This window comes from Pseudoalteromonas sp. 0802 (assembly GCF_013350085.1).
GTDB lineage: Bacteria > Pseudomonadota > Gammaproteobacteria > Enterobacterales > Alteromonadaceae > Pseudoalteromonas.
This window is the reverse complement of record NZ_JABVXE010000010.1, coordinates 1-18503: the sequence shown is the minus strand read 5'-3', so window position 1 is coordinate 18503 and position 18503 is coordinate 1. Positions and strand designations below refer to the sequence as shown.

Below are 18503 nucleotides of genomic sequence, written 5' to 3'. Positions count from 1 at the left end.
ACTATGTCACAGCTTAGCTTAGCTGCTACACCTTCAGCAAATTTAGCAGAACAAATCAGCCTAAATTGCTGGTATAAAATTGAAAACAAACACCTTATTACAACAGACTTTACGCCAAAAGCAAACCAAGGCGTGTTCAGTGTTGCCTTTGGTAATGAGCTTAATGCTGAGCAATTACTAGCGATTAGCGATTTTTTAGCGGCGCAAGGGTTTAGTAATTTATCGCTTTGTTGTTATCAGCCAATCGCAGACATGCCAGTAGCGTGGAGCTTTCATAGCGATACAACAACTGCACTAAGTCCATTGGTATTAGTTGAGTTTGCTAAGCAATTGGGTATTCAACTGGTGCAATTAACTAATCCACCCACGGTGAATGAACCAGGTTTATTGCTGATGGATATGGACTCAACAGCCATTACTATCGAGTGTATCGACGAAATTGCGCGTCTTGCCGATGTGTATGATGAAGTTGCCGCTGTAACCGCGCAAGCAATGGCCGGTCAGCTGGACTTTGCACAAAGTTTAAAGCAGCGTGTCGCAAAACTAGAAGGTATCGATGTAGACTTAATTGATGGCTTAAAAGCGCGTTTACCGCTTATGCCGGGCGTGAGTGAATTATGCCAATACTTAAAAGCGCATAACTGGCATTTAGCAATAGCATCAGGTGGTTTTGTGCCATTTGCTGAGCAAGTACAGTCACTGCTTGATTTAGATGAAGTGCATGCCAATACCCTTGAATTTAAAGATAACCGTTTAACAGGCAAGGTCATAGGCACGATTGTTGATGCTGAAGAAAAAGCCCGTGTACTTAAACGAATCGAACAAAAGCTTACCTTAAACAATCGCCAAACTGTTGCTATGGGTGATGGTGCGAACGATTTGAAAATGATGGCTGCGGCAGGGCTTGGTGTTGCTGTGCATGGTAAACCTAAAGTAGTTGAGCAAGCACAAACTGCAATTAATGAAGGCTCATTACTGCAAGTTGCTTACTTACTCTCTCTACCGTTAGATTACTCGCTTTAACCAAGTTGCTTTGCGTTTACTCATTTCATTGATCAGCCTTTGGTCAATATCAAAATGGGTAAGCGCTTCTTCGGTTATATCAATTAAATCACCCACACCAGCTACTGCCCATAGTGCTTCTTCTAAGTCTTTTGCTTTATGTAATGCGTACTGACTAATGTATTTGAGTTCATTCGCTAAGTAATCAATATCTGGGCGACCAGTTCGTGATACATATAAACGAAATACAAAGACTAAATCGTTTTTCAGCGCTTTTTTCACAAACAAAGTTTGTGGTATGTAATCATCTTCACTAATACAGCGGCTGGTAATTGCATCGCTTATTTCGGCTTGGCGCGGATCAAAGCGAACAAATAGGGTAAATGGCAGAGGTGGATCTTGGCGACTACGGTCTTTGATCAACGGGGTGATCACTTCTGTAATTTGATCCGTTGATAAGAATCCGTCGATGCTGGTTGTTTCGTTCAATAACGCAAAATTTTGTAGTAGTACATGAAGTGGGCTTGGATATAAGCCTTGGCCAATAGCGCCAGCTTTAAAGTGGGCAGCTTCTTTATGTAAATAAAACGGGAATTGGCATACGCTTTTGGTCACCATATTTCTGAGTGCAGTTGATAGCCCCGGAATTTTAGGGGTTTCTTCACAAACACGTAATTTGTCTTTGTTGTTATCGATTAATACGGTGAAAAACTTAATCGCCATATGCGGTAAGTCACCAACTTTATGCACTTTTAAATTTACCGTTGTCAGTGATTTACTTATAGCCATTACTTCATAAGCCAGATTTGTTAAATCGTGCTTTTTGGTAATTTTTTGCAAATCAGGCAAGTTTAGTTTGATGATATCGCCTTTTTTGAACTCAACCGGTTGGTCGCATTCAATTTGCAAGCCCATCACAGATAAATCACGAGTATGGCCTGTAATTGATTGCTCATGATGTTCAATGCTGATAGCTGTTTTGTATAAATAGCGTTTATGAGCACGAAGGTTCACATACTCAAGCGCCACAGGCTCTAAATGAGGAGGCGTTTTATGCTTACTGTGACCAAACTGTTTAAGTTGGTTTACCGCATCTTTATTATAATCAAGCTGTTGGTATGTTTGTTGTTCAAACTTAGTACCCACCGAGGTCAAAATCAGTAGATATTTAACATCTTTAATCAACCCCTGCACCCGTGGTGTCGGTGGCTTATTTAGTTTTTCGATGTTTTTACCAGCACTACTAGGTAGAGATAGCGGAATATACGAATCTTCCGGGTGGCTTGGCATCAACTGAAGCTTAAAGCATTGCCAACTGTCTTTTTGGCTACCAAAGCCGAGGAATAAATCTCTCAGTTGTGGTTGGCTATCAAGCTCAGTTCGCGTAGCTGAGTAGTAATAAATTTTGCCAGCAACGGTATGAGTGAAGGTGTACAGGTATTCTTCTTTTACCGCATCTGGTGAACTGAGCAAGTGACCTAGGCGTTGCTGATTTATAATGCTATATAAGCATGACAACTTACGCTCATCACAAAAATAGCGCTGAATAAAAATGTTATTTTCTGTGGTTAACGCAAGGCTAGGATAAAGCTTGTCGCCTTGTAAGCTCAAAAAAGTATAAAGCGAGGTAACACGTGGAATGTAGTATTGCTCGTAGCCTTTCGATACAACCGCATCTAAGGTATTGTCTAAGTTCACTTTATAGCGACGTTTATTACCGTGAATAAAGCTTTCTAAGAACTCATCAAACTTATCATTATTTTCAATAAAGGTGCGTTTTAAGCGTACATGGTTGTATTCACGGGATACTTTTTCTACCGCAACTACTTCATATTGAATTCCGTTTTTTAAGCCCAGTTCAAAATCTTGCTCTAGGCCAACTAAGCGCAGACCAATTAATTGGCCTTTTTTAACTTTATACCGTGGTGCTAACTTGATTTTAGCGCCACTTAAAGAGATATCAGAGGTAGAAGCGGCAACCTTATTGTCTTTATCTAGTTCAACGGTAATTTTAATTGAGTAGTTCATCCGCTCTTCGCGGCGACTTTCATAAGATGCAAACTTAATGACCTTAGCAGACTGCTCTGTCGTGCTACTATCGTCAGTTAAAGCTTGTTCAGCGGCTTTTTTTTGCATTACGCGGTGATTGTTTTCGGTATTCATTACCGCTTCGTAAACGGCAAGGGTGTAACCACCGTGGCGCTTTATAGCATCTTCAAACACTTCAATGGCTGTATCGTCCATAAAGTGTTGCTTACCATCATATTCGTAGGGTTTGACTTGGCCGGTTACCTGGCCACGTAAATCAATAAAGCGTGCTACAGGCTGAGATAAGCGCGACATTTCCATTTTGATCAGAAACTGCTCTGGCTTTGTTAAGCTAGCTGTTTTTGATTTAAACAGTTTGTCGAACTGGGGAGTGCCTAAATGTGCCTTTAGTTCTTCAACTAGGCTTTCATATTTAAGCAGTATGTCTTCAGCCATTTATAAAACCATCACCGTCTATCTAAAAAAGTAGGTATACTAGCTGGCTATTGAAAGCCAAAGCAGTGTAACTAGTTTTTTATTTTATTAGTTATTGTTATATGTATTCGCCAATTAAATGGCAAGCACTGTAAAGTTTTATTTGTAAGCAAGAACTGTGCCCTTAACCATTTCTTAATTAAGCACTTAGCATGATTAAGCGTTTTTCATGGGGCAAGTTACAGCATATTATCTTTTGTGACTACAAAAGTGACTCTAGTTTAATTACCTGAGTCATATGTTTTACTTTAGCTATTATATGCTTAAAAATACAGAAATAATCACAAAACAGCGACCAAAATAGGTAAGGCCGAATGGCAAAATCAGCAAAAATCGAATTTGTCTGCACTGAGTGCGGCATGAACTATCAGCGCTGGCAAGGTCAGTGTAAGTGTGGAGCGTGGAATACGCTGGCAGAATTTAAGCCTTCAGCGGGGCAATCAAAGCAAGCGGCAAGCCGTGCGGCAGTGGCAGGTTATGCTGGTATCGCAAGCGGTGGTTCAAAGAAAATCAATGAAGTGGCGACCACTGAGGCCGAAAAACGCCTCACGGAAATTGGTGAGCTAGACAGAGTATTGAGCGGTGGTGTAACCACAGGCTCTGTTAACATTATCTCAGGCGACCCTGGTGCCGGTAAAACCACCTTGCTATCAGATTTAGTCGCACGTATGTCAAAGCTAATGCCTTCTTTATACTGTACAGCTGAAGAGTCTCTATCGCAGTTTAAAAATCGTGTGAATCGCTTACGTTTAGATTACAACGAAGATGAGCTTTACTTGCTGTCTGAAACCAGTGTTGAAGCCATCATTGAAGAGCTTGATAAAAACAAAATTAAGTTCGCGGTTATTGACTCAATTCAGGCTGTGGTAACAGAAACGGCAAATGGTAGCCCAGGCTCGCCATCACAGGTTAAAAGTGCAGCGCAAGCTTTAACACAATACTGTAAGCAAAATGATGTCACTATGTTCATCATTGCTCATGTAAACAAAAATAACGAAATTGCTGGGCCGCAAACACTTGTGCATATCGTTGATGCTTTATTGCATATCGATACCAATGATGGGCAAATTAGAACCTTACGTGCTAATAAAAACCGTTTTGGCGATATCGACACTGTGGGTATTTTTAGAATGTGCGAGCGCGGAATGCTGAGTGTTGATAACCCAAGCGAAATCTTTTTATCTGGTTCTAGTACCGAGTCTCCGGGCTCAGCTATTACCTGTATTCGTAAGGGTAACCGTAACTTATTACTCGAAATACAATGTTTAACCACTGAAACCGAAGCTGAATTCCCGCAGCGCGTGTGTGTTGGTCTAAATATGAACCGTATCAAGATGCTAACGGGTATTTTACGTAAGCACACAAAAACAAAAATCTTCCACGATACTTTTTTCAACATTGTTGGTGGTTTAAAAATCGATGAGTCAGAGACTTGTATCGATTTAGCATTGGTTACAGCACTTTTAAGCAGCTTGAACGAATTTGTTGTACCGCGTACCACCTGTATTATGGGTGAGCTAAGTTTAAATGGTGATGTAAGACCAATCGACAGCGGCGTACCTCGAGTTAAAGAAGCTGCGCAACACGGTTTTACTGAGATCTTTATTCCATATCGTAATTACCATAAATCAATGGAAGGCCTTGGGGCTAAGATCACCCCAGTAAAAACCGTGCATGAGCTATTGTCGTTAATAAACTAAATACAATTTGATACACTGATAAAAAATTTACACCAATTAAAGGAAATAAAATGAAGAAGTTAATTATTGCAGCGGTTGTTGCTGCGGCTGTCGGTGGCGTAGCTTACGCAAATTACGCAGCTACACAGGAAGTGAAAAAGGTGGTTGATAAGCAAATCAGTGCGTTATCAATCCAAAGCGGTGTAGAAATTAAATACAGCGATATCTCAGCTAGTATTTTTGATAGCAGCATGCAGTTATCTGATATCACGGTTTCAAATAGTTTAAGCAATGAGCCTGTCGCAACAATCGATAGCATTGATGTGTCGGGTTACGAAGTAGATGCCGTGCCGCCTCATACTGGTTTTGTTATGAAGAACTTTCGTTTTAGCGATGAATTTTTAGCGCAGCTGCCAGAAAACTCTAATAACAAGCTAGCATCAACAAGCTATAACGTTGACTCATCGCTTGATTATAATAAAGCTTCAGGCGACAGCGACTTTGCTCTTAAAGTGACTGCAAATGAGGTGGCTGACGTTAACTTTAATCTTGGTTTAGCTAAAACCACAGCGCTGATGGAAGCATCACTCGCTGTGAGCCAGATGCAAAATGAAGCAACTGATGGTCAGCTTACTTTAGAGCAGCAGCTACAACAGCAATCAAAGATGATGGCAGCACTCACGCAGTTAGAGCCACGTAGCATCAATATGTCGATTGCTGATGAAGGTGAGCTTAAAGCGGTTGTTGATAGCTTCTTAACTGCGCAAGGCATGACTCATGAGCAATTTAAGCAAGTCGTTGCTATGCAGTTACAACAAGTGCCAGTAAGCGAAGAACTTACAACAGCGATTAATAACTTTGTGAATGGTTTATCGTCTTTCTCAGTGTCAGCTAAATTACCAGAAGGTAAGACTATGATGGAGATTAATCAGCAAATTCAAATGCTGATGGGTCAACCTGAAGAGCTTGCGAAATTCATCAACCTACAAGCAAGTGGCGAATAATCTCAAGCCTCTTTTGTAAACCTAACCTTAAAGTGACGAGTGATTTAACTTACTCACTTTAAGGTTGTTTTTTATCTGCATCACACCTTGGCTGTGTTCTAAAAATTTCTGTGCTAAAGCGCGTTGAAAGCCTGTTTCTGCAGTACCTTTTAGTTCAACAGTTTCACCTTCAACAATCACTTGTAAGTTTTCAATGTGAAAGTTAGGGTTACGAGTTAACTTCTGCAATGCCATTTGCTGTAAGCGCGGTTGCGCAGATGTGCTTGTTGTTAGCACACTAGTATTGGCGCTCACAGTCGTTGCGCAAGCAAGTAAAAACATACAACTCAATAAAGTAAGTACTACGGTTAATTTGAAGCGGCTCATACAATTCCCTCGTTAATCTAGTCTGCTGTGAACTATTGCTGAACCTGTTACAATTATTATTCCAATATTTAAGTTGCTGAATTTTATTGTTTTATTTTTATTGGTGTGATGGGTGGGTAATAAAGTGTGAACTAATTACACAGTTAATAAGTAAAAAGGGTATGGCACAAAAATGCCGAGACAAGCTCGGCATTTTCACAGTAATGATGTTAAAGTTAAAACTACTTTTTCTTCTTCGTTTTAGCTTTGGCTTTTTTCTTTGCCTTCATTTTTACTGGATCTTTTTTCTTTTTAGATGGGATCTTCGCTTCTTTGTGCTGTGGCTCAAGCCCTTTAATTACTCGGCGTTTCAATTTTTGCTCAATGTAGCGCTCAACCTTACCAACAATTGCCACGTCATGAGCTTCAATAAATGAAATCGCAATGCCTTTTTTACCTGCACGACCAGTACGTCCAATACGGTGTACGTATACGTCTGCGGTACGTGGCATATCAAAGTTGATAACATGGCTGATATCAGCAACATCAATACCACGAGCAGCAACATCCGTTGCAACTAAGATATTGTTGCGACCAGAGTGAAAGTTCTCCATCGCTTTCATGCGCTTGTCTTGTGGCATTTCACCGCGTAACCAAGCAACACGAAGGCCTTCGTTGTTTAACTCACCAACTAATGTTTCTAGGCGCTCACGGGTTTTTACAAACACAATTGCTTTATGAATGTCGTCACCATTTAATGTTTCAACCAACATTTTTAGTTTGTGATCGTAGTTATCCGCAAGGTGAACCCATTGGTGGATTTTGCCTTTCTCTTTGCGTGAAGATTCGGCTTCAAGCAGTGCAGGGTCGTTTAAGATACGTTCTGCAAATAACTCAACGCTGTCACCTTCAAGGGTCGCTGAGAATAAGAAACATTGGCGGCGGTTACGTGCTTCATCACAAATGCGTAGCATTTCTTTACGAAAGCCCATGTCTAGCATGCGGTCAGCTTCATCAAGAATAAGCATTTCAACGTTTTCAGCATGGAAGTTCTCTGTTTCAAGGTACTCCATTAAACGCCCAGGTGTGGCAATGAGAATATCGTTATTGCTTTCGAAAATTTCTCTGTGTGTCCCGTAGTTTATACCACCTGTTACAACTCCAATTTTAAGATGAGTTTGTGCTGCGAGTAATTCACATTGCTCATGAATTTGATAAGCAAGCTCACGGGTTGGTGTCATGATCAATACGCGCGCAAAGCCAGGATCGCGACGTGGGAAATCAAGCAAGTATTGAATTGCAGGGATCAAAAACGCGGCTGTTTTACCCGTACCAGTAGGGGCAGATGCCAAAATATCACGACCTTGAAGAGCTTCTGGGATCGCTTGTTGTTGAATACTGGTTGGCGTATCAAAACCCATTTTATTAATGGCATTTAACAGCTTGTTATCGATATCAAATTCAGAAAATTGCATAGAGTGACATAAATAGAGGACAATTGAGCCTAATTATACGCGTTAACGCGGCTGTGGTGAATGAAAAGGTGAAAAAATGTCAGGCTTTGTGTTTAAACAATTTACGGTAACGCAAACGCGCACGGCGATGAAAGTATCGACTGATGGTATTTTGTTAGGGGCGTGGGCTGATGTAAGTGGTGCTAAGGGCATTTTAGACATTGGCACAGGCACAGGGTTGTTGGCGTTAATGGCAAAACAAAGAGCGCCTGAAGCAAAAGTAAGTGCCATCGAAATTGACGCGGGTGCCTGTAATGATGCTCGAGAAAACTTTGCGGCTAGCCCATGGCCTGATATAAACCTTTTCGAAGGTGCTTTGCAGTCGTTCAACGCAGCAGAGTCTTTTGATGCGATCATCACCAATCCACCGTATTTTAATGCGAGCCTAAAAGGTGAAAACGATGCTCGAAATACTGCCCGCCATACTGATGGCCTGAGCTTCAGCGAATTAATAGCAGCGTGTACTAGGCTTAGCCACGGCAAAACGCTTTTGAATGTGATTCTGCCTTGCGTAGAGGCAAAACAATTCATTGCTGTAGCAGAGCAAGCAGGCTGGTACTTAAATCGCCATTGCTTGGTACGTACAACCGAGAAAAAACAACCAAGTCGTAGCTTGTTGTTACTCAGCCAAATCAACGGCGAATGTGATACATCATCGTTAACCATACATGCAGCTGATGGCAGCTATAGCCAAGATTACAAAGAGCTCTGTAAAGCTTTTTACCTAAAGATGTAATCGTTATTCAGCAATGCTCGCTTCAAGGCCGCCTTCACTTAAAAGTAAAGTGTATGACTGCCCATAAGATGCGTTGCAGATTGAGATAGGTTCATAAACTCGCTTATCTTCATCATTGAGCTTTGATACTTTTAAATCATCAGCGCAGTCATCAATGTGGTACCAATAACTTAATTGATTTTGATATAAATTGACGATTTGCTTTTCAACTTTTAAGCGAAGATTTTCAGTTGCGAGAATACGTATAGCAAAAAAGTCATCTTTATCATCATTAGCTTTTTTTACTAGAGTTAAACGAAGCTTTTCTTCATTTTGCCAAGCCACAAAATGATAAGGTTGATTTTGCTCTACCTGATACATCTGTGTGGCTGAGTTAGTTATGTCGCTGTGATCGACTACATAAAATGAAATACGGCTACGTTCATTGTGAGCATGTGTTACATCAACGGGAAGTGATTGCGATGCAAGCGTATCAACATAGTATTGAGAGTCTTTAACTTCTTGAGCATCACCAAACAGGTCAGTGTTTGCCATGTAATAGTCCACTTCTAAATCAGTGGTATTGACGAGTGTGTAATTGTTCTCATACATTTCATCGCCAAAGTTATGAGTTTCTTCAACTTCTAATTCATCACAACCAGTTAGCAAAATACTTGCGGCAATCATTATATGTAGCGCACTTTTCATTGTTATTCCTTTTACAAATGAAGGAGCTGATTAGCATACTTATAAGTTATTGTACCTTTATTGGTTGTTAAATTGTACCGGTGGCTGTAATTGCATGACTTCATCAAGCTGAATTTGTTGCACATATTCAAGCTCTAATAGGGCGTCTAACACGGCTTTACTGTGCGACTTTTCTATTTCGGCACTGCAAAAGTCAATAATGCTAAAGCGGCGTTTTATCAGCAGACCGTTGATTTCAGGTAAAGGATGTGTGGTTTCAATTAGCACGCGGGTCGTAGGGCAGGGGTCGGCATAGCCTGAACGTAATAACTTTTTTAAATTAAACAAGTTATCATCGAGCCGACCCAGCTCAATGGCGGCTTTAGCGCTATCAGGAATAAATAATGGCTCAGCAAAGCGATTTATTTTTATTTCGCCCGTGGCGTTAATTGTAGCTACCTGATTACTGTCGTAACTGACAATATCACCGGTAATTAATGTGAATTGACTCATTGTGTTCCCTCGCAATGTTGTGTCGATTTCGGAGCTTAGCAAAATGGTGTGTTTGGTTAAGCCCTGATATAGTGCCAAAGTCTTAAGTTTTATACGAGTTTTTTATGTTCCGTTTATCAATTGTTTTATCTACCTTATTATTTTCTCAGTTGAGTTTTGCTGCATTGACGCCTGTGGGTCTTTGGAAAACTATTGACGAAGAAACGAATGAAGCGAAATCTTTAGTACGTATTAGTGAGCAAGATGGTGTGTTGGTTGGCAGTGTTGAAAAAATCCTTAACCCAGCCAAGCAAGACGCAATCTGCGAAGAGTGTAAAGGTGATAAGAAAAATCAGCCTATTTTAGGGTTAAAAATTATAGAAGGCGCTACAGATGCTGGCGATGGTAGCTGGCAAGAGGGTGAAATTCTAGACCCAAACAATGGTAAAACCTATACCCTTAAACTAACACCACAAGAACAAGGTAAGGTGCTTGAAGTACGCGGCTATATTGCATTTTTCTATCGTAATCAATATTGGCAACGTGTTGAATAACCATTAAAAAGCCAAGCGATGCTTGGCTTTTTTATTCATGACTTACAAGCTTTCGCTGTACTCAGTCATGACTTGTTCAACCCAGCTTGCGATACGCTCATCGCTAAGCTCGTATTGACTGTCCTCATCAAGGGCTAAGCCAACAAATTGTTTGCCATCTTCAGTGAGTGCTTTTGAAGCCTCAAATTCATAACTTGCATCGTTAGGCCATTTGCCTAGCAAGGTAATGCTTTGATCACAAATTTCATCGTGTAACATGCCAAGTGCGTCTTGGAACCACTGACCATAACCTTGTTGATCGCCCATACCAAACAGAGCCACGGTTTTGCCGTTTAGGTTAACATCTTTAATGTCGTCCCAGATTGATTCCCAATCTTCTTGCAACTCACCAAAATCCCAAGTTGAAATGCCGAAGATCACGAAATCAAATTGCTCTGCATTTTTTAATGGCTCATCTTTGATATTGTGAAGGCTCACGATGTCGTGACCAATAATATCGCGAATTTTCTCTGCCGCTATTTCTGTGTAGCAGGTTGTAGAACCATAAAATAAACCAATCTGCATCGTATTTATCACTGTGTATTTGCCTGATATGATAGGCGTAAGTTTACCGTAAGGTATAATCAATTGATACCTTGATAAGGATGAGAGTACGCGTGGCTGATAATAATTCACAAGCCCAAAAAGGTGTAATAACAGCAAATAACGTCGAACATTTAGAGTTATTTTTAGATACGCTGTATCTTGAGCAAGGAGTCAGCGAAAATACACTCGCAGCTTATCGCAGTGACCTTGAAAAGTTTTGCCAATTTTTAAAAGATAAAGACCTACTAGCCGTTCGATCTGATGATATTGAAGCGTATTTAGCATACCGTGTTGATTTAGGGCTGAAGTCGCGCAGCACCGCGCGAAGCATCAGTGCACTTAAGCGTTTTTATCAGTATTTTGTACGCGAAAAAGCCATTGCCGATTCGCCGATGGTCAATATTGCTCAGCCAAAAGCAGGGCAGTCATTACCAAAAACGCTGTCAGAAGCCGAAGTCGAAGCTCTGCTTGCAGCCCCAGACATAGAAGATCCTATGGGGCTTCGCGATAAAGCCATGCTTGAGCTGTTATATGCCACAGGGCTTCGTGTTACTGAGCTGGTGGGACTCAGAATGGAGCAAATTAATTTGCGCCAAGCGGTGGTCTTTGTAAAAGGTAAGGGTAATAAAGAGCGTTTAGTTCCCCTAGGCGAAGAAGCTATGTACTGGCTTGAGCAGTTTTTAAAAGTGGGTCGTTCGCAAATGATTAAACATGCCACTGACTTTGTGTTCCCATCAAAGCGCGGGATTGGCATGACACGACAAACTTTTTGGCATCGCATCAAACACTATGCTATTTTGGCATCAGTTGAATCGCCGTTATCACCGCATACGCTTAGACACGCGTTTGCAACGCATTTGCTTAATCATGGGGCGGACCTTAGAGTCGTGCAAATGATGTTAGGTCACAGTGACTTATCAACAACACAAATTTATACCCATGTAGCGAATGAAAGATTGAAGTCGGTACACGAGCAACATCATCCACGTGCTTAGTGCAAGATTTTTAAAGATGTACCGGTCTATATAAAAAATGATCAGGATATAGGATATTTATGAAAAAGTTAGTTTTAGCCACAGCACTACTAGGCACAAGCTTAAATGTGTTTGCCAATGGCGTATCAACAACAGATGCTGCTGATGCCCCTATTATTGCTAAGTTTGCTGAATTAGGCGTAACCGTTAAGCAAATCAACCCAAGCCCAGTGGCAGGCCTTAAAGAACTAATTACTGATAAGGGTGTACTGTACGCAAGCCCTGACGGTCAATTTCTAATGCAAGGAACACTGATTGACCTTAATAACCGAGTTAATCTAACAGAGCATGCACTGAGCGATGTACGTAAAGAAGGCATTGCTGAGTACGAAGACTCAATGATCGTTTACAAAGCGAAAAACGAAAAGCATTCAATCACAGTTTTTACCGATATTACCTGTGGTTACTGCCGTAAGTTACACCGTGAACTTGATGATTTCTTAGATGCGGGTATCACGGTTAAATACCTTGCTTTCCCACGTGGTGGTTTACGTGGTAAAGGTTACCAAGATCTAATGAATGTATGGTGTGCTAAAGACCCTGCTGAAGCGTTAACTGAAGCAAAAGCGGGTGCAGAAGTCGCAGACGTGCCAGGTTGTAACGCACCAATTGCTGAGCATTACCAACTAGGTCAAAGCTTTGGTATGTCGGGTACTCCAGCAATTATTTTAGAAGATGGCACCATGATCCCAGGTTATCAATCAGCTGCGCAGATCAGCCAAGCGCTTGATGCCTTACCAAAAACATCTTCATAATTGATTTTTTAAACGAAAAGGCCTATTTGTCGTAGGCCTTTTTTATTTGTCTTAAGCAAAGAAGTACCATTTCCGACATGGAAAAAATAATTCAAGCTCGTCCTCATGTTGATGATTCGCATCTACCACACCATTTACACCCTGTAATTAAGCAAATATATGCGACTCGACAGGTGCAAAGTGCCACCGAACTCGATAATAGCGCTGCGACATTACATGACTTTAAGTTGTTTAAAGATATCGACAAAGCTGTGGTGCTATTACAACAAGCCCTCGCGGCTCAAAGTCGCGTGTTAATCGTCGGTGACTTTGATGCCGATGGTGCAACCAGCACAGCAACCTTAATGCAAGGTCTTGCGATGTTTGGCTTAAAGAATCTTGATTACTTGGTACCTGACAGATTCAGCCTAGGTTATGGCTTAAGTCCTGCGCTTGCTGAGCAAATAGTGACTATGCAACCCGAGCTGGTGATCACTGTTGATAACGGTATTTCATGTATAGATGGCATTGCAATTGTTAAGCAAGCAGGTATTAAGGTGCTGGTAACTGACCACCATTTACAAGGTGAAGCCCTGCCAGATGCTGATGCCATCGTGAACCCGAATCGTCATGACTGTCAGTTTCCATCGAAATCAATAGCAGGGGTTGGGGTAGCTTTTTATCTGCTCATTGCTTTACGTAGCCACTTACGTGAACAAGGGTATTTTCAGCATCAGCCAATGCCAAATTTGGCTGAGTTACTTGATATTGTAGCCCTTGGTACCGTTGCCGATGTGGTCGCTCTTGATGCCAATAACCGTACCTTAGTTCATCAAGGTTTAGCACGTATTCGCAGTGGTAAAACACGCCCAGGTATTAGTGCCCTTATCGAAGTGGCAAATCGCAATGCAGCCCGTTTAAGTGCCAGTGACTTTGGCTTTTCATTGGCGCCACGCTTAAATGCAGCAGGGCGTTTAGATGATATGAGTTTAGGTATAGCCTGTTTGTTATCAAGCGATATAAACCAAGCACGCCGAATTGCCGGTGAGCTCGACAGCCTCAATCATGAGCGCCGTGAAATAGAGCAGGGCATGCAAACGGAGGCACAAGCTGTGCTTGACCGTTTAGCATTTAAAACTGAGTCAGTGCCTGATGCCATTTGTTTATATCAAGCTGATTGGCACCAAGGTGTGATTGGTATTTTGGCTGGTCGCTTAAAAGAAAAGTATCACCGTCCGACGATTATTTTCGCAGCGGGCGATAACGGCGAAATAAAAGGCTCTTGCCGGTCCATTGAAGGGCTGCATATGCGTGACTTACTAGAGCGAGTAAATACGCTCTATCCGCACTTGATCAGTAAATTTGGTGGTCATGCTATGGCGGCCGGGCTGAGTATCAATGAGCAATGTTTTACTGAATTTAAAACCGTGTTTGAGCAAATGGTGACAGACACACTCACTGAAGAGCATAAGCAAAGTATTTTACTTACCGACGGTGAATTACCTAATGAGTGCTTTTCGATGGAGTTTGCCAACTTACTAAAAAATGCCGGCCCCTGGGGGCAGCAATTTCCAGAGCCAGTGTTTGAGCATGTTTTTGAGGTAATACAGCAGCGCATTGTTGGTGAAAAACACTTAAAACTGGTTTTAAAACATCAATCTGGACGATTAGTTGACGGTATTGCATTTGGTGTTGATGTGCGTGCATGGCCAGATACCGAAGTGCGTTATGTGAAAGCTGCTTATCAACTCGATATAAATGAATTCCGTGGTAAATTCTCGTTACAGTTGATTATTCGAGAGCTACAAAAAGCGACATAAAAATATCGTTATAATCGACATAAAAGGCTAATAAAACGCTCGGTTTTTTGTTAAAATCGGGCGTTTTTAATATTTGTAGATAATTTACCGTAATTATTGTCGATATCGGTGCGCGGTAAATCAGCCATTTTGGAGTAATGTACATGTTTGAAGTGAATCCTGTGATTAACCAAATCAAGGAAATTCGCGAACGTACTGAACTGCTTCGGGGGTACCTTTGACTACCCTCTTAAGAAAGAGCGGTTAGAAGAAGTTAACGCAGAACTTGAAGATTCAGCAGTGTGGAATGAGCCAGAGCGAGCTCAAGCACTTGGCCGTGAAAAGTCGGCACTCGAAGCTATCGTTGAGACCATTGATAATCTAGTGTCAGGTACCGAAGATGTTGAAGGTTTAGTCGAGCTTGCTGTTGAAGCAGAAGATGAAGAAACCTTCGCTGAAGCCGAAGCTGAATTAGGCGATTTAAACGCACAGCTTGAAAAGCTAGAGTTCCGTCGTATGTTCTCAGGCGACCATGACCAAAACGATGCTTACCTTGATTTACAATCAGGTTCTGGTGGTACCGAAGCCCAAGACTGGTGCAACATGCTACTGCGTATGTATTTACGTTGGGGTGAAGCAAAAGGCTTTAAAGTTGAACTGGTTGAAGCAACTGATGGTGATGTGGCTGGTATCAAAGGTGCAACAGTGCGCTTTGTTGGCGAATATGCATACGGTTGGTTACGTACAGAAACAGGTGTTCACCGTTTAGTGCGTAAGAGCCCGTTCGACTCAAGTGGTCGTCGTCATACCTCATTTGCATCGGCATTCGTTTACCCAGAAATCGACGATAATATTGAAATTGATATTAATCCGGCAGACTTACGTATTGACGTTTACCGCGCATCAGGCGCCGGTGGTCAGCACGTAAATACAACAGAATCTGCGGTTCGTATTACTCACATACCAACTAACACTGTTGTACAGTGCCAAAATGAGCGTTCACAGCACAAGAATAAAGACCAAGCAATGAAGCAGTTAAAAGCGAAATTGTTTGAGCTTGAAATTCAAAAGCAAAATGCTGAGAAACAAAGCCAAGAAGATGCTAAATCTGATATTGGCTGGGGTAGTCAAATTCGTTCATACGTACTTGATGACTCGCGCATTAAAGACTTACGTACTGGCGTTGAAAACCGTAATACACAAGCGGTTCTTGACGGCGACTTAGATAAATTTATTGAAGCCAGCCTTAAATCTGGCCTATAACCACCAAGCTAAAAAAGAGCTAAAAAATGACTGATCAAATCCAAGACGAAAATAAGTTAATCGCTGAGCGTCGTGGCAAATTAGACGCAATCCGCGAAAATTGCCCAGCCAACGGTCATCCAAACCAATTCCGTCGTGAACATTACACGGCTGATTTGCAAGCTGAGTTTGGTGATAAATCGAAAGAAGAATTAGTTGCTGAGCAGCACGTTGTATCAGTAGCAGGTCGTATTCTTGCAAAACGTGGTCCTTTCCTTGCGTTACAAGACATGAAAGGCCAAATTCAAGCGTACGCATCAAAAGACGTACAAAAAGAATTAAAAGCAAAATACGGTCAACTTGATATCGGTGACATCATCGGTGTTAAAGGTGCACTTAATAAGTCAGGTAAAGGTGACCTATACGTAGAAATGACAGAGTACGAGTTACTGACAAAGTCATTACGCCCGTTACCAGAAAAATTCCATGGTTTATCTGATCAAGAAACTAAATATCGTCAACGTTATGTTGATTTAATTACTAATGAAGCGACACGTGAAACTTTCCGTATTCGCTCAAAAGTTGTTGAAGGTATCCGTCGTTTCTTAGCTGATCGTGACTTCATGGAAGTTGAAACGCCGATGCTACAAGTGATCCCAGGTGGTGCGTCTGCTCGTCCATTCGTAACACACCACAATGCACTTGATATCGACATGTACTTACGTATTGCACCTGAACTTTACTTAAAACGTTTAGTTGTGGGTGGCTTTGAGCGTGTATTCGAAATTAACCGTAATTTCCGTAACGAAGGTTTATCAACGCGTCATAACCCAGAATTCACAATGATCGAATTCTACCAAGCATACGCTGATTACATTGACCTAATGAACATTACTGAAGACATGTTACGTACTGTTGCGACAGACGTACTTGGTTCACCAATTGTTGTAAACACAACGAAAGATGAAAATGGTGAAGTGGTTGATTCAGTAGAGTACGACTTTGGACAACCGTTTACTCGTTTAACAATGAGCGAAGCTATCCTTAAGTACAACCCAGACTTTGATGCTGCGGTATTTAATGACCCTGAAAACCATTTTGAAGAACTTAAAGCGTACGCGAAGAAAGTACACGTTAAGATCCCAGAAAACTGCGTATGGGGCCCGGGTAAATTCTTATGTGAAATCTTCGAAGAGACAGCTGAGCATAAGCTAATTCAACCGACTTTCATCACCGCTTACCCGTGGGAAGTATCTCCACTTGCACGTCGTAATGATGAAAACCCATTTGTAACTGACCGCTTCGAATTCTTCGTTGGCGGCCGTGAACTAGCAAATGGCTTCTCTGAGCTTAACGATGCACAAGACCAAGCAGAGCGCTTTACTCGTCAAGTTGAAGAAAAAGACGCTGGTGATGATGAAGCGATGCACTACGATGATGACTATATCCGTGCATTAGAATACGGCTTACCACCAACAGCGGGTGAGGGTATTGGTATCGATCGTCTAGTGATGTTATTCACTGACTCACCAACAATTAAAGACGTGATCCTATTCCCACACATGCGTCCTCAAGCTGATTAATCAGCTAAAAGTCTTGAAAACGCCGCTTTTTAGCGGCGTTTTTGTTATCAGAAATTTCTGATTTTTATTGCTGTCAATTTTAATACTCAATTGTAATTAGCTGATCTAAAAAGAAATGCTGAATTAGTCTTCCAACAAAGTTACTAAGTTGTAAAATTTTTCTACAAATACAAAGGCCAATAGTATTATTTTTAGCCAAGATATGACATCATTGCGCAATTCTCGTTCAATGTATAAATGGACTTAATAATAATGACTAAAAAGCCTTCGCCGTTGCCTACAGATACGAACAAAAGCGAGCATCAACGTGAAGATTTTTATCGTGCTTGCATAGCCGAATTTCAACAATTGGGTTATCAAGATCAATACCTCGCAGAGTTAACTGATGAATTGATCCCATTGACGGGTCTTGAACCGTTGAGTGATAAAGAAAAAACGGCGAAAGGATAAACAAAAACAAGCTGTTTAGGCTCGTTATGGACAATCTATAACCATCTATGCGATTTTCCTTGAAAAGTGTTTGACATATTTCCTGAAATCTTTATCATACGCCCCACAAGACGGAGAGGTGGCCGAGTGGCCGAAGGCGCTCCCCTGCTAAGGGAGTATAGGGTTTGTAGCTCTATCGAGGGTTCGAATCCCTCCTTCTCCACCATTTTTCCTAAAATGGCATGTCTTGAAAGTAATATGTGTGGACGCGTAGCTCAGCTGGATAGAGTACCTGGCTACGAACCAGGCGGTCGGAGGTTCGAATCCTCCCGCGTCCGCCACTTTTTACTTTAACTCTGCATCGAGTATAAGATGTTAGTAAATTTGGTCGGAGGTTCACTCTTTCAAGAGACGTCCCGCAACCGCCACTTTTTACTTTAACTCTGCATCGAGTATAAACTTGAGTCTCTTGCTAAGAGAATAAATTAGCAATGTTCAAATGTGAGTGTGGACGCGTAGCTCAGCTGGATAGAGTACCTGGCTACGAACCAGGCGGTCGGAGGTTCGAATCCTCCCGCGTCC

17 protein-coding genes and 3 tRNA genes are annotated in these 18503 nt (G+C 41.6%); 14 read left to right on the top strand and 6 right to left on the bottom strand.

The window, feature by feature from the left end:
- Positions 1-3 precede the first annotated feature (3 nt).
- Positions 4-1023, top strand: a complete 1020-nt coding sequence (serB, locus tag HUS61_RS14630) for a phosphoserine phosphatase SerB (protein ID WP_175082928.1) — start codon at positions 4-6, stop codon at positions 1021-1023.
- Here serB and HUS61_RS14625 read toward each other — a convergent pair.
- The gene (locus HUS61_RS14625) at positions 1006-3486 is read right to left on the bottom strand and encodes a PilZ domain-containing protein (protein ID WP_175082927.1); all 2481 of its coding nucleotides are present in this window, start codon (positions 3484-3486) and stop codon (positions 1006-1008) included. The two genes, serB and HUS61_RS14625, sit on opposite strands and share 18 nt — an antisense overlap.
- Before the next feature lie 353 nt (positions 3487-3839).
- Here HUS61_RS14625 and radA point away from each other — a divergent pair, with 353 nt between their 5' ends.
- Positions 3840-5225: a DNA repair protein RadA gene (gene radA, locus HUS61_RS14620; RefSeq protein ID WP_175081021.1), complete on the top strand. Its 1386-nt coding sequence runs from the start codon at positions 3840-3842 to the stop codon at positions 5223-5225.
- Between the two features lie 50 nt (positions 5226-5275).
- Positions 5276-6208 carry a hypothetical protein gene (locus HUS61_RS14615; RefSeq protein ID WP_175081022.1) on the top strand — a complete coding sequence of 311 codons (933 nt, stop codon included), beginning with the start codon at positions 5276-5278 and terminating at the stop codon, positions 6206-6208.
- A gap of 27 nt (positions 6209-6235) precedes the next feature.
- On the opposite strand, the gene HUS61_RS14610 is transcribed toward HUS61_RS14615, so the two are convergent.
- Together HUS61_RS14610 and srmB are read right to left on the bottom strand one after the other, a co-directional pair.
- Positions 6236-6574 carry a BON domain-containing protein gene (locus tag HUS61_RS14610; protein WP_175081023.1) on the bottom strand — a complete coding sequence of 113 codons (339 nt, stop codon included), beginning with the start codon at positions 6572-6574 and terminating at the stop codon, positions 6236-6238.
- Between the two features lie 221 nt (positions 6575-6795).
- A complete protein-coding gene (gene srmB / locus HUS61_RS14605) occupies positions 6796-8028 on the bottom strand; it encodes an ATP-dependent RNA helicase SrmB (RefSeq protein ID WP_175082926.1) in 1233 nt (410 codons plus the stop codon).
- A gap of 76 nt (positions 8029-8104) precedes the next feature.
- Between srmB and HUS61_RS14600 the strand changes: the two genes are divergently transcribed.
- Positions 8105-8803 carry a tRNA1(Val) (adenine(37)-N6)-methyltransferase gene (locus tag HUS61_RS14600; protein ID WP_175082925.1) on the top strand — a complete coding sequence of 233 codons (699 nt, stop codon included), beginning with the start codon at positions 8105-8107 and terminating at the stop codon, positions 8801-8803.
- A gap of 3 nt (positions 8804-8806) precedes the next feature.
- On the opposite strand, the gene HUS61_RS14595 is transcribed toward HUS61_RS14600, so the two are convergent.
- The gene (locus HUS61_RS14595; protein ID WP_175082924.1) at positions 8807-9490 is read right to left on the bottom strand and encodes a hypothetical protein; all 684 of its coding nucleotides are present in this window, start codon (positions 9488-9490) and stop codon (positions 8807-8809) included.
- 57 nt (positions 9491-9547) lie between these two features.
- Entirely contained in the window at positions 9548-9982 is a 435-nt protein-coding gene (locus HUS61_RS14590) for a hypothetical protein (RefSeq protein WP_175082923.1), read from the bottom strand.
- Positions 9983-10086: 104 nt separating this feature from the next.
- Here HUS61_RS14590 and HUS61_RS14585 point away from each other — a divergent pair, with 104 nt between their 5' ends.
- A complete protein-coding gene (locus HUS61_RS14585) occupies positions 10087-10515 on the top strand; it encodes a DUF2147 domain-containing protein (RefSeq protein ID WP_175081026.1) in 429 nt (142 codons plus the stop codon).
- Between the two features lie 42 nt (positions 10516-10557).
- Here the strand turns inward: HUS61_RS14585 and fldB are convergent, their stop codons facing one another.
- A complete protein-coding gene (gene fldB / locus HUS61_RS14580) occupies positions 10558-11079 on the bottom strand; it encodes a flavodoxin FldB (protein WP_054551247.1) in 522 nt (173 codons plus the stop codon).
- Positions 11080-11207: 128 nt separating this feature from the next.
- Here fldB and xerD point away from each other — a divergent pair, with 128 nt between their 5' ends.
- From xerD to HUS61_RS14535, 9 genes are all read left to right on the top strand, one after another.
- On the top strand, positions 11208-12095 hold the full coding sequence (xerD, locus tag HUS61_RS14575; RefSeq protein WP_371319662.1) for a site-specific tyrosine recombinase XerD: 888 nt from the start codon (positions 11208-11210) through the stop codon (positions 12093-12095).
- A gap of 59 nt (positions 12096-12154) precedes the next feature.
- The gene (dsbC, locus tag HUS61_RS14570) at positions 12155-12889 is read left to right on the top strand and encodes a bifunctional protein-disulfide isomerase/oxidoreductase DsbC (RefSeq protein ID WP_054560813.1); all 735 of its coding nucleotides are present in this window, start codon (positions 12155-12157) and stop codon (positions 12887-12889) included.
- Positions 12890-12966: 77 nt separating this feature from the next.
- Entirely contained in the window at positions 12967-14688 is a 1722-nt protein-coding gene (gene recJ / locus HUS61_RS14565) for a single-stranded-DNA-specific exonuclease RecJ (protein WP_175082921.1), read from the top strand.
- 143 nt (positions 14689-14831) lie between these two features.
- Positions 14832-15930 (top strand): peptide chain release factor 2 gene (gene prfB / locus HUS61_RS14560; protein ID WP_105181232.1). Its coding sequence is split into 2 segments (ribosomal slippage): positions 14832-14906 and positions 14908-15930, totalling 1098 coding nucleotides; the frame shifts between segments, so codons are not numbered across the junction.
- A 26-nt stretch (positions 15931-15956) separates the two neighbouring features.
- Positions 15957-17492: a lysine--tRNA ligase gene (gene lysS / locus HUS61_RS14555; protein WP_175082920.1), complete on the top strand. Its 1536-nt coding sequence runs from the start codon at positions 15957-15959 to the stop codon at positions 17490-17492.
- A 252-nt stretch (positions 17493-17744) separates the two neighbouring features.
- Positions 17745-17942 carry a hypothetical protein gene (locus HUS61_RS14550; protein WP_055020963.1) on the top strand — a complete coding sequence of 66 codons (198 nt, stop codon included), beginning with the start codon at positions 17745-17747 and terminating at the stop codon, positions 17940-17942.
- Positions 17943-18054: 112 nt separating this feature from the next.
- A tRNA-Ser gene (locus tag HUS61_RS14545) sits at positions 18055-18147 on the top strand.
- A 38-nt stretch (positions 18148-18185) separates the two neighbouring features.
- Positions 18186-18262: transfer RNA gene (locus tag HUS61_RS14540), tRNA-Arg, on the top strand.
- A gap of 168 nt (positions 18263-18430) precedes the next feature.
- Positions 18431-18503, top strand: a tRNA-Arg gene (locus tag HUS61_RS14535).

What these genes read in the sequence shown, in the direction of transcription:
- serB (WP_175082928.1), top strand. Translation starts at nt 4, where the DNA reads ATGTCACAGCTTAGCTTAGCTGCTACACCTTCAGCAAATTTAGCAGAA.
- HUS61_RS14625 (WP_175082927.1), bottom strand. Translation starts at nt 3,486, where the DNA reads ATGGCTGAAGACATACTGCTTAAATATGAAAGCCTAGTTGAAGAACTA.
- radA (WP_175081021.1), top strand. Translation starts at nt 3,840, where the DNA reads ATGGCAAAATCAGCAAAAATCGAATTTGTCTGCACTGAGTGCGGCATG.
- HUS61_RS14615 (WP_175081022.1), top strand. Translation starts at nt 5,276, where the DNA reads ATGAAGAAGTTAATTATTGCAGCGGTTGTTGCTGCGGCTGTCGGTGGC.
- HUS61_RS14610 (WP_175081023.1), bottom strand. Translation starts at nt 6,574, where the DNA reads ATGAGCCGCTTCAAATTAACCGTAGTACTTACTTTATTGAGTTGTATG.
- srmB (WP_175082926.1), bottom strand. Translation starts at nt 8,028, where the DNA reads ATGCAATTTTCTGAATTTGATATCGATAACAAGCTGTTAAATGCCATT.
- HUS61_RS14600 (WP_175082925.1), top strand. Translation starts at nt 8,105, where the DNA reads ATGTCAGGCTTTGTGTTTAAACAATTTACGGTAACGCAAACGCGCACG.
- HUS61_RS14595 (WP_175082924.1), bottom strand. Translation starts at nt 9,490, where the DNA reads ATGAAAAGTGCGCTACATATAATGATTGCCGCAAGTATTTTGCTAACT.
- HUS61_RS14590 (WP_175082923.1), bottom strand. Translation starts at nt 9,982, where the DNA reads ATGAGTCAATTCACATTAATTACCGGTGATATTGTCAGTTACGACAGT.
- HUS61_RS14585 (WP_175081026.1), top strand. Translation starts at nt 10,087, where the DNA reads ATGTTCCGTTTATCAATTGTTTTATCTACCTTATTATTTTCTCAGTTG.
- fldB (WP_054551247.1), bottom strand. Translation starts at nt 11,079, where the DNA reads ATGCAGATTGGTTTATTTTATGGTTCTACAACCTGCTACACAGAAATA.
- dsbC (WP_054560813.1), top strand. Translation starts at nt 12,155, where the DNA reads ATGAAAAAGTTAGTTTTAGCCACAGCACTACTAGGCACAAGCTTAAAT.
- recJ (WP_175082921.1), top strand. Translation starts at nt 12,967, where the DNA reads ATGGAAAAAATAATTCAAGCTCGTCCTCATGTTGATGATTCGCATCTA.
- lysS (WP_175082920.1), top strand. Translation starts at nt 15,957, where the DNA reads ATGACTGATCAAATCCAAGACGAAAATAAGTTAATCGCTGAGCGTCGT.
- HUS61_RS14550 (WP_055020963.1), top strand. Translation starts at nt 17,745, where the DNA reads ATGACTAAAAAGCCTTCGCCGTTGCCTACAGATACGAACAAAAGCGAG.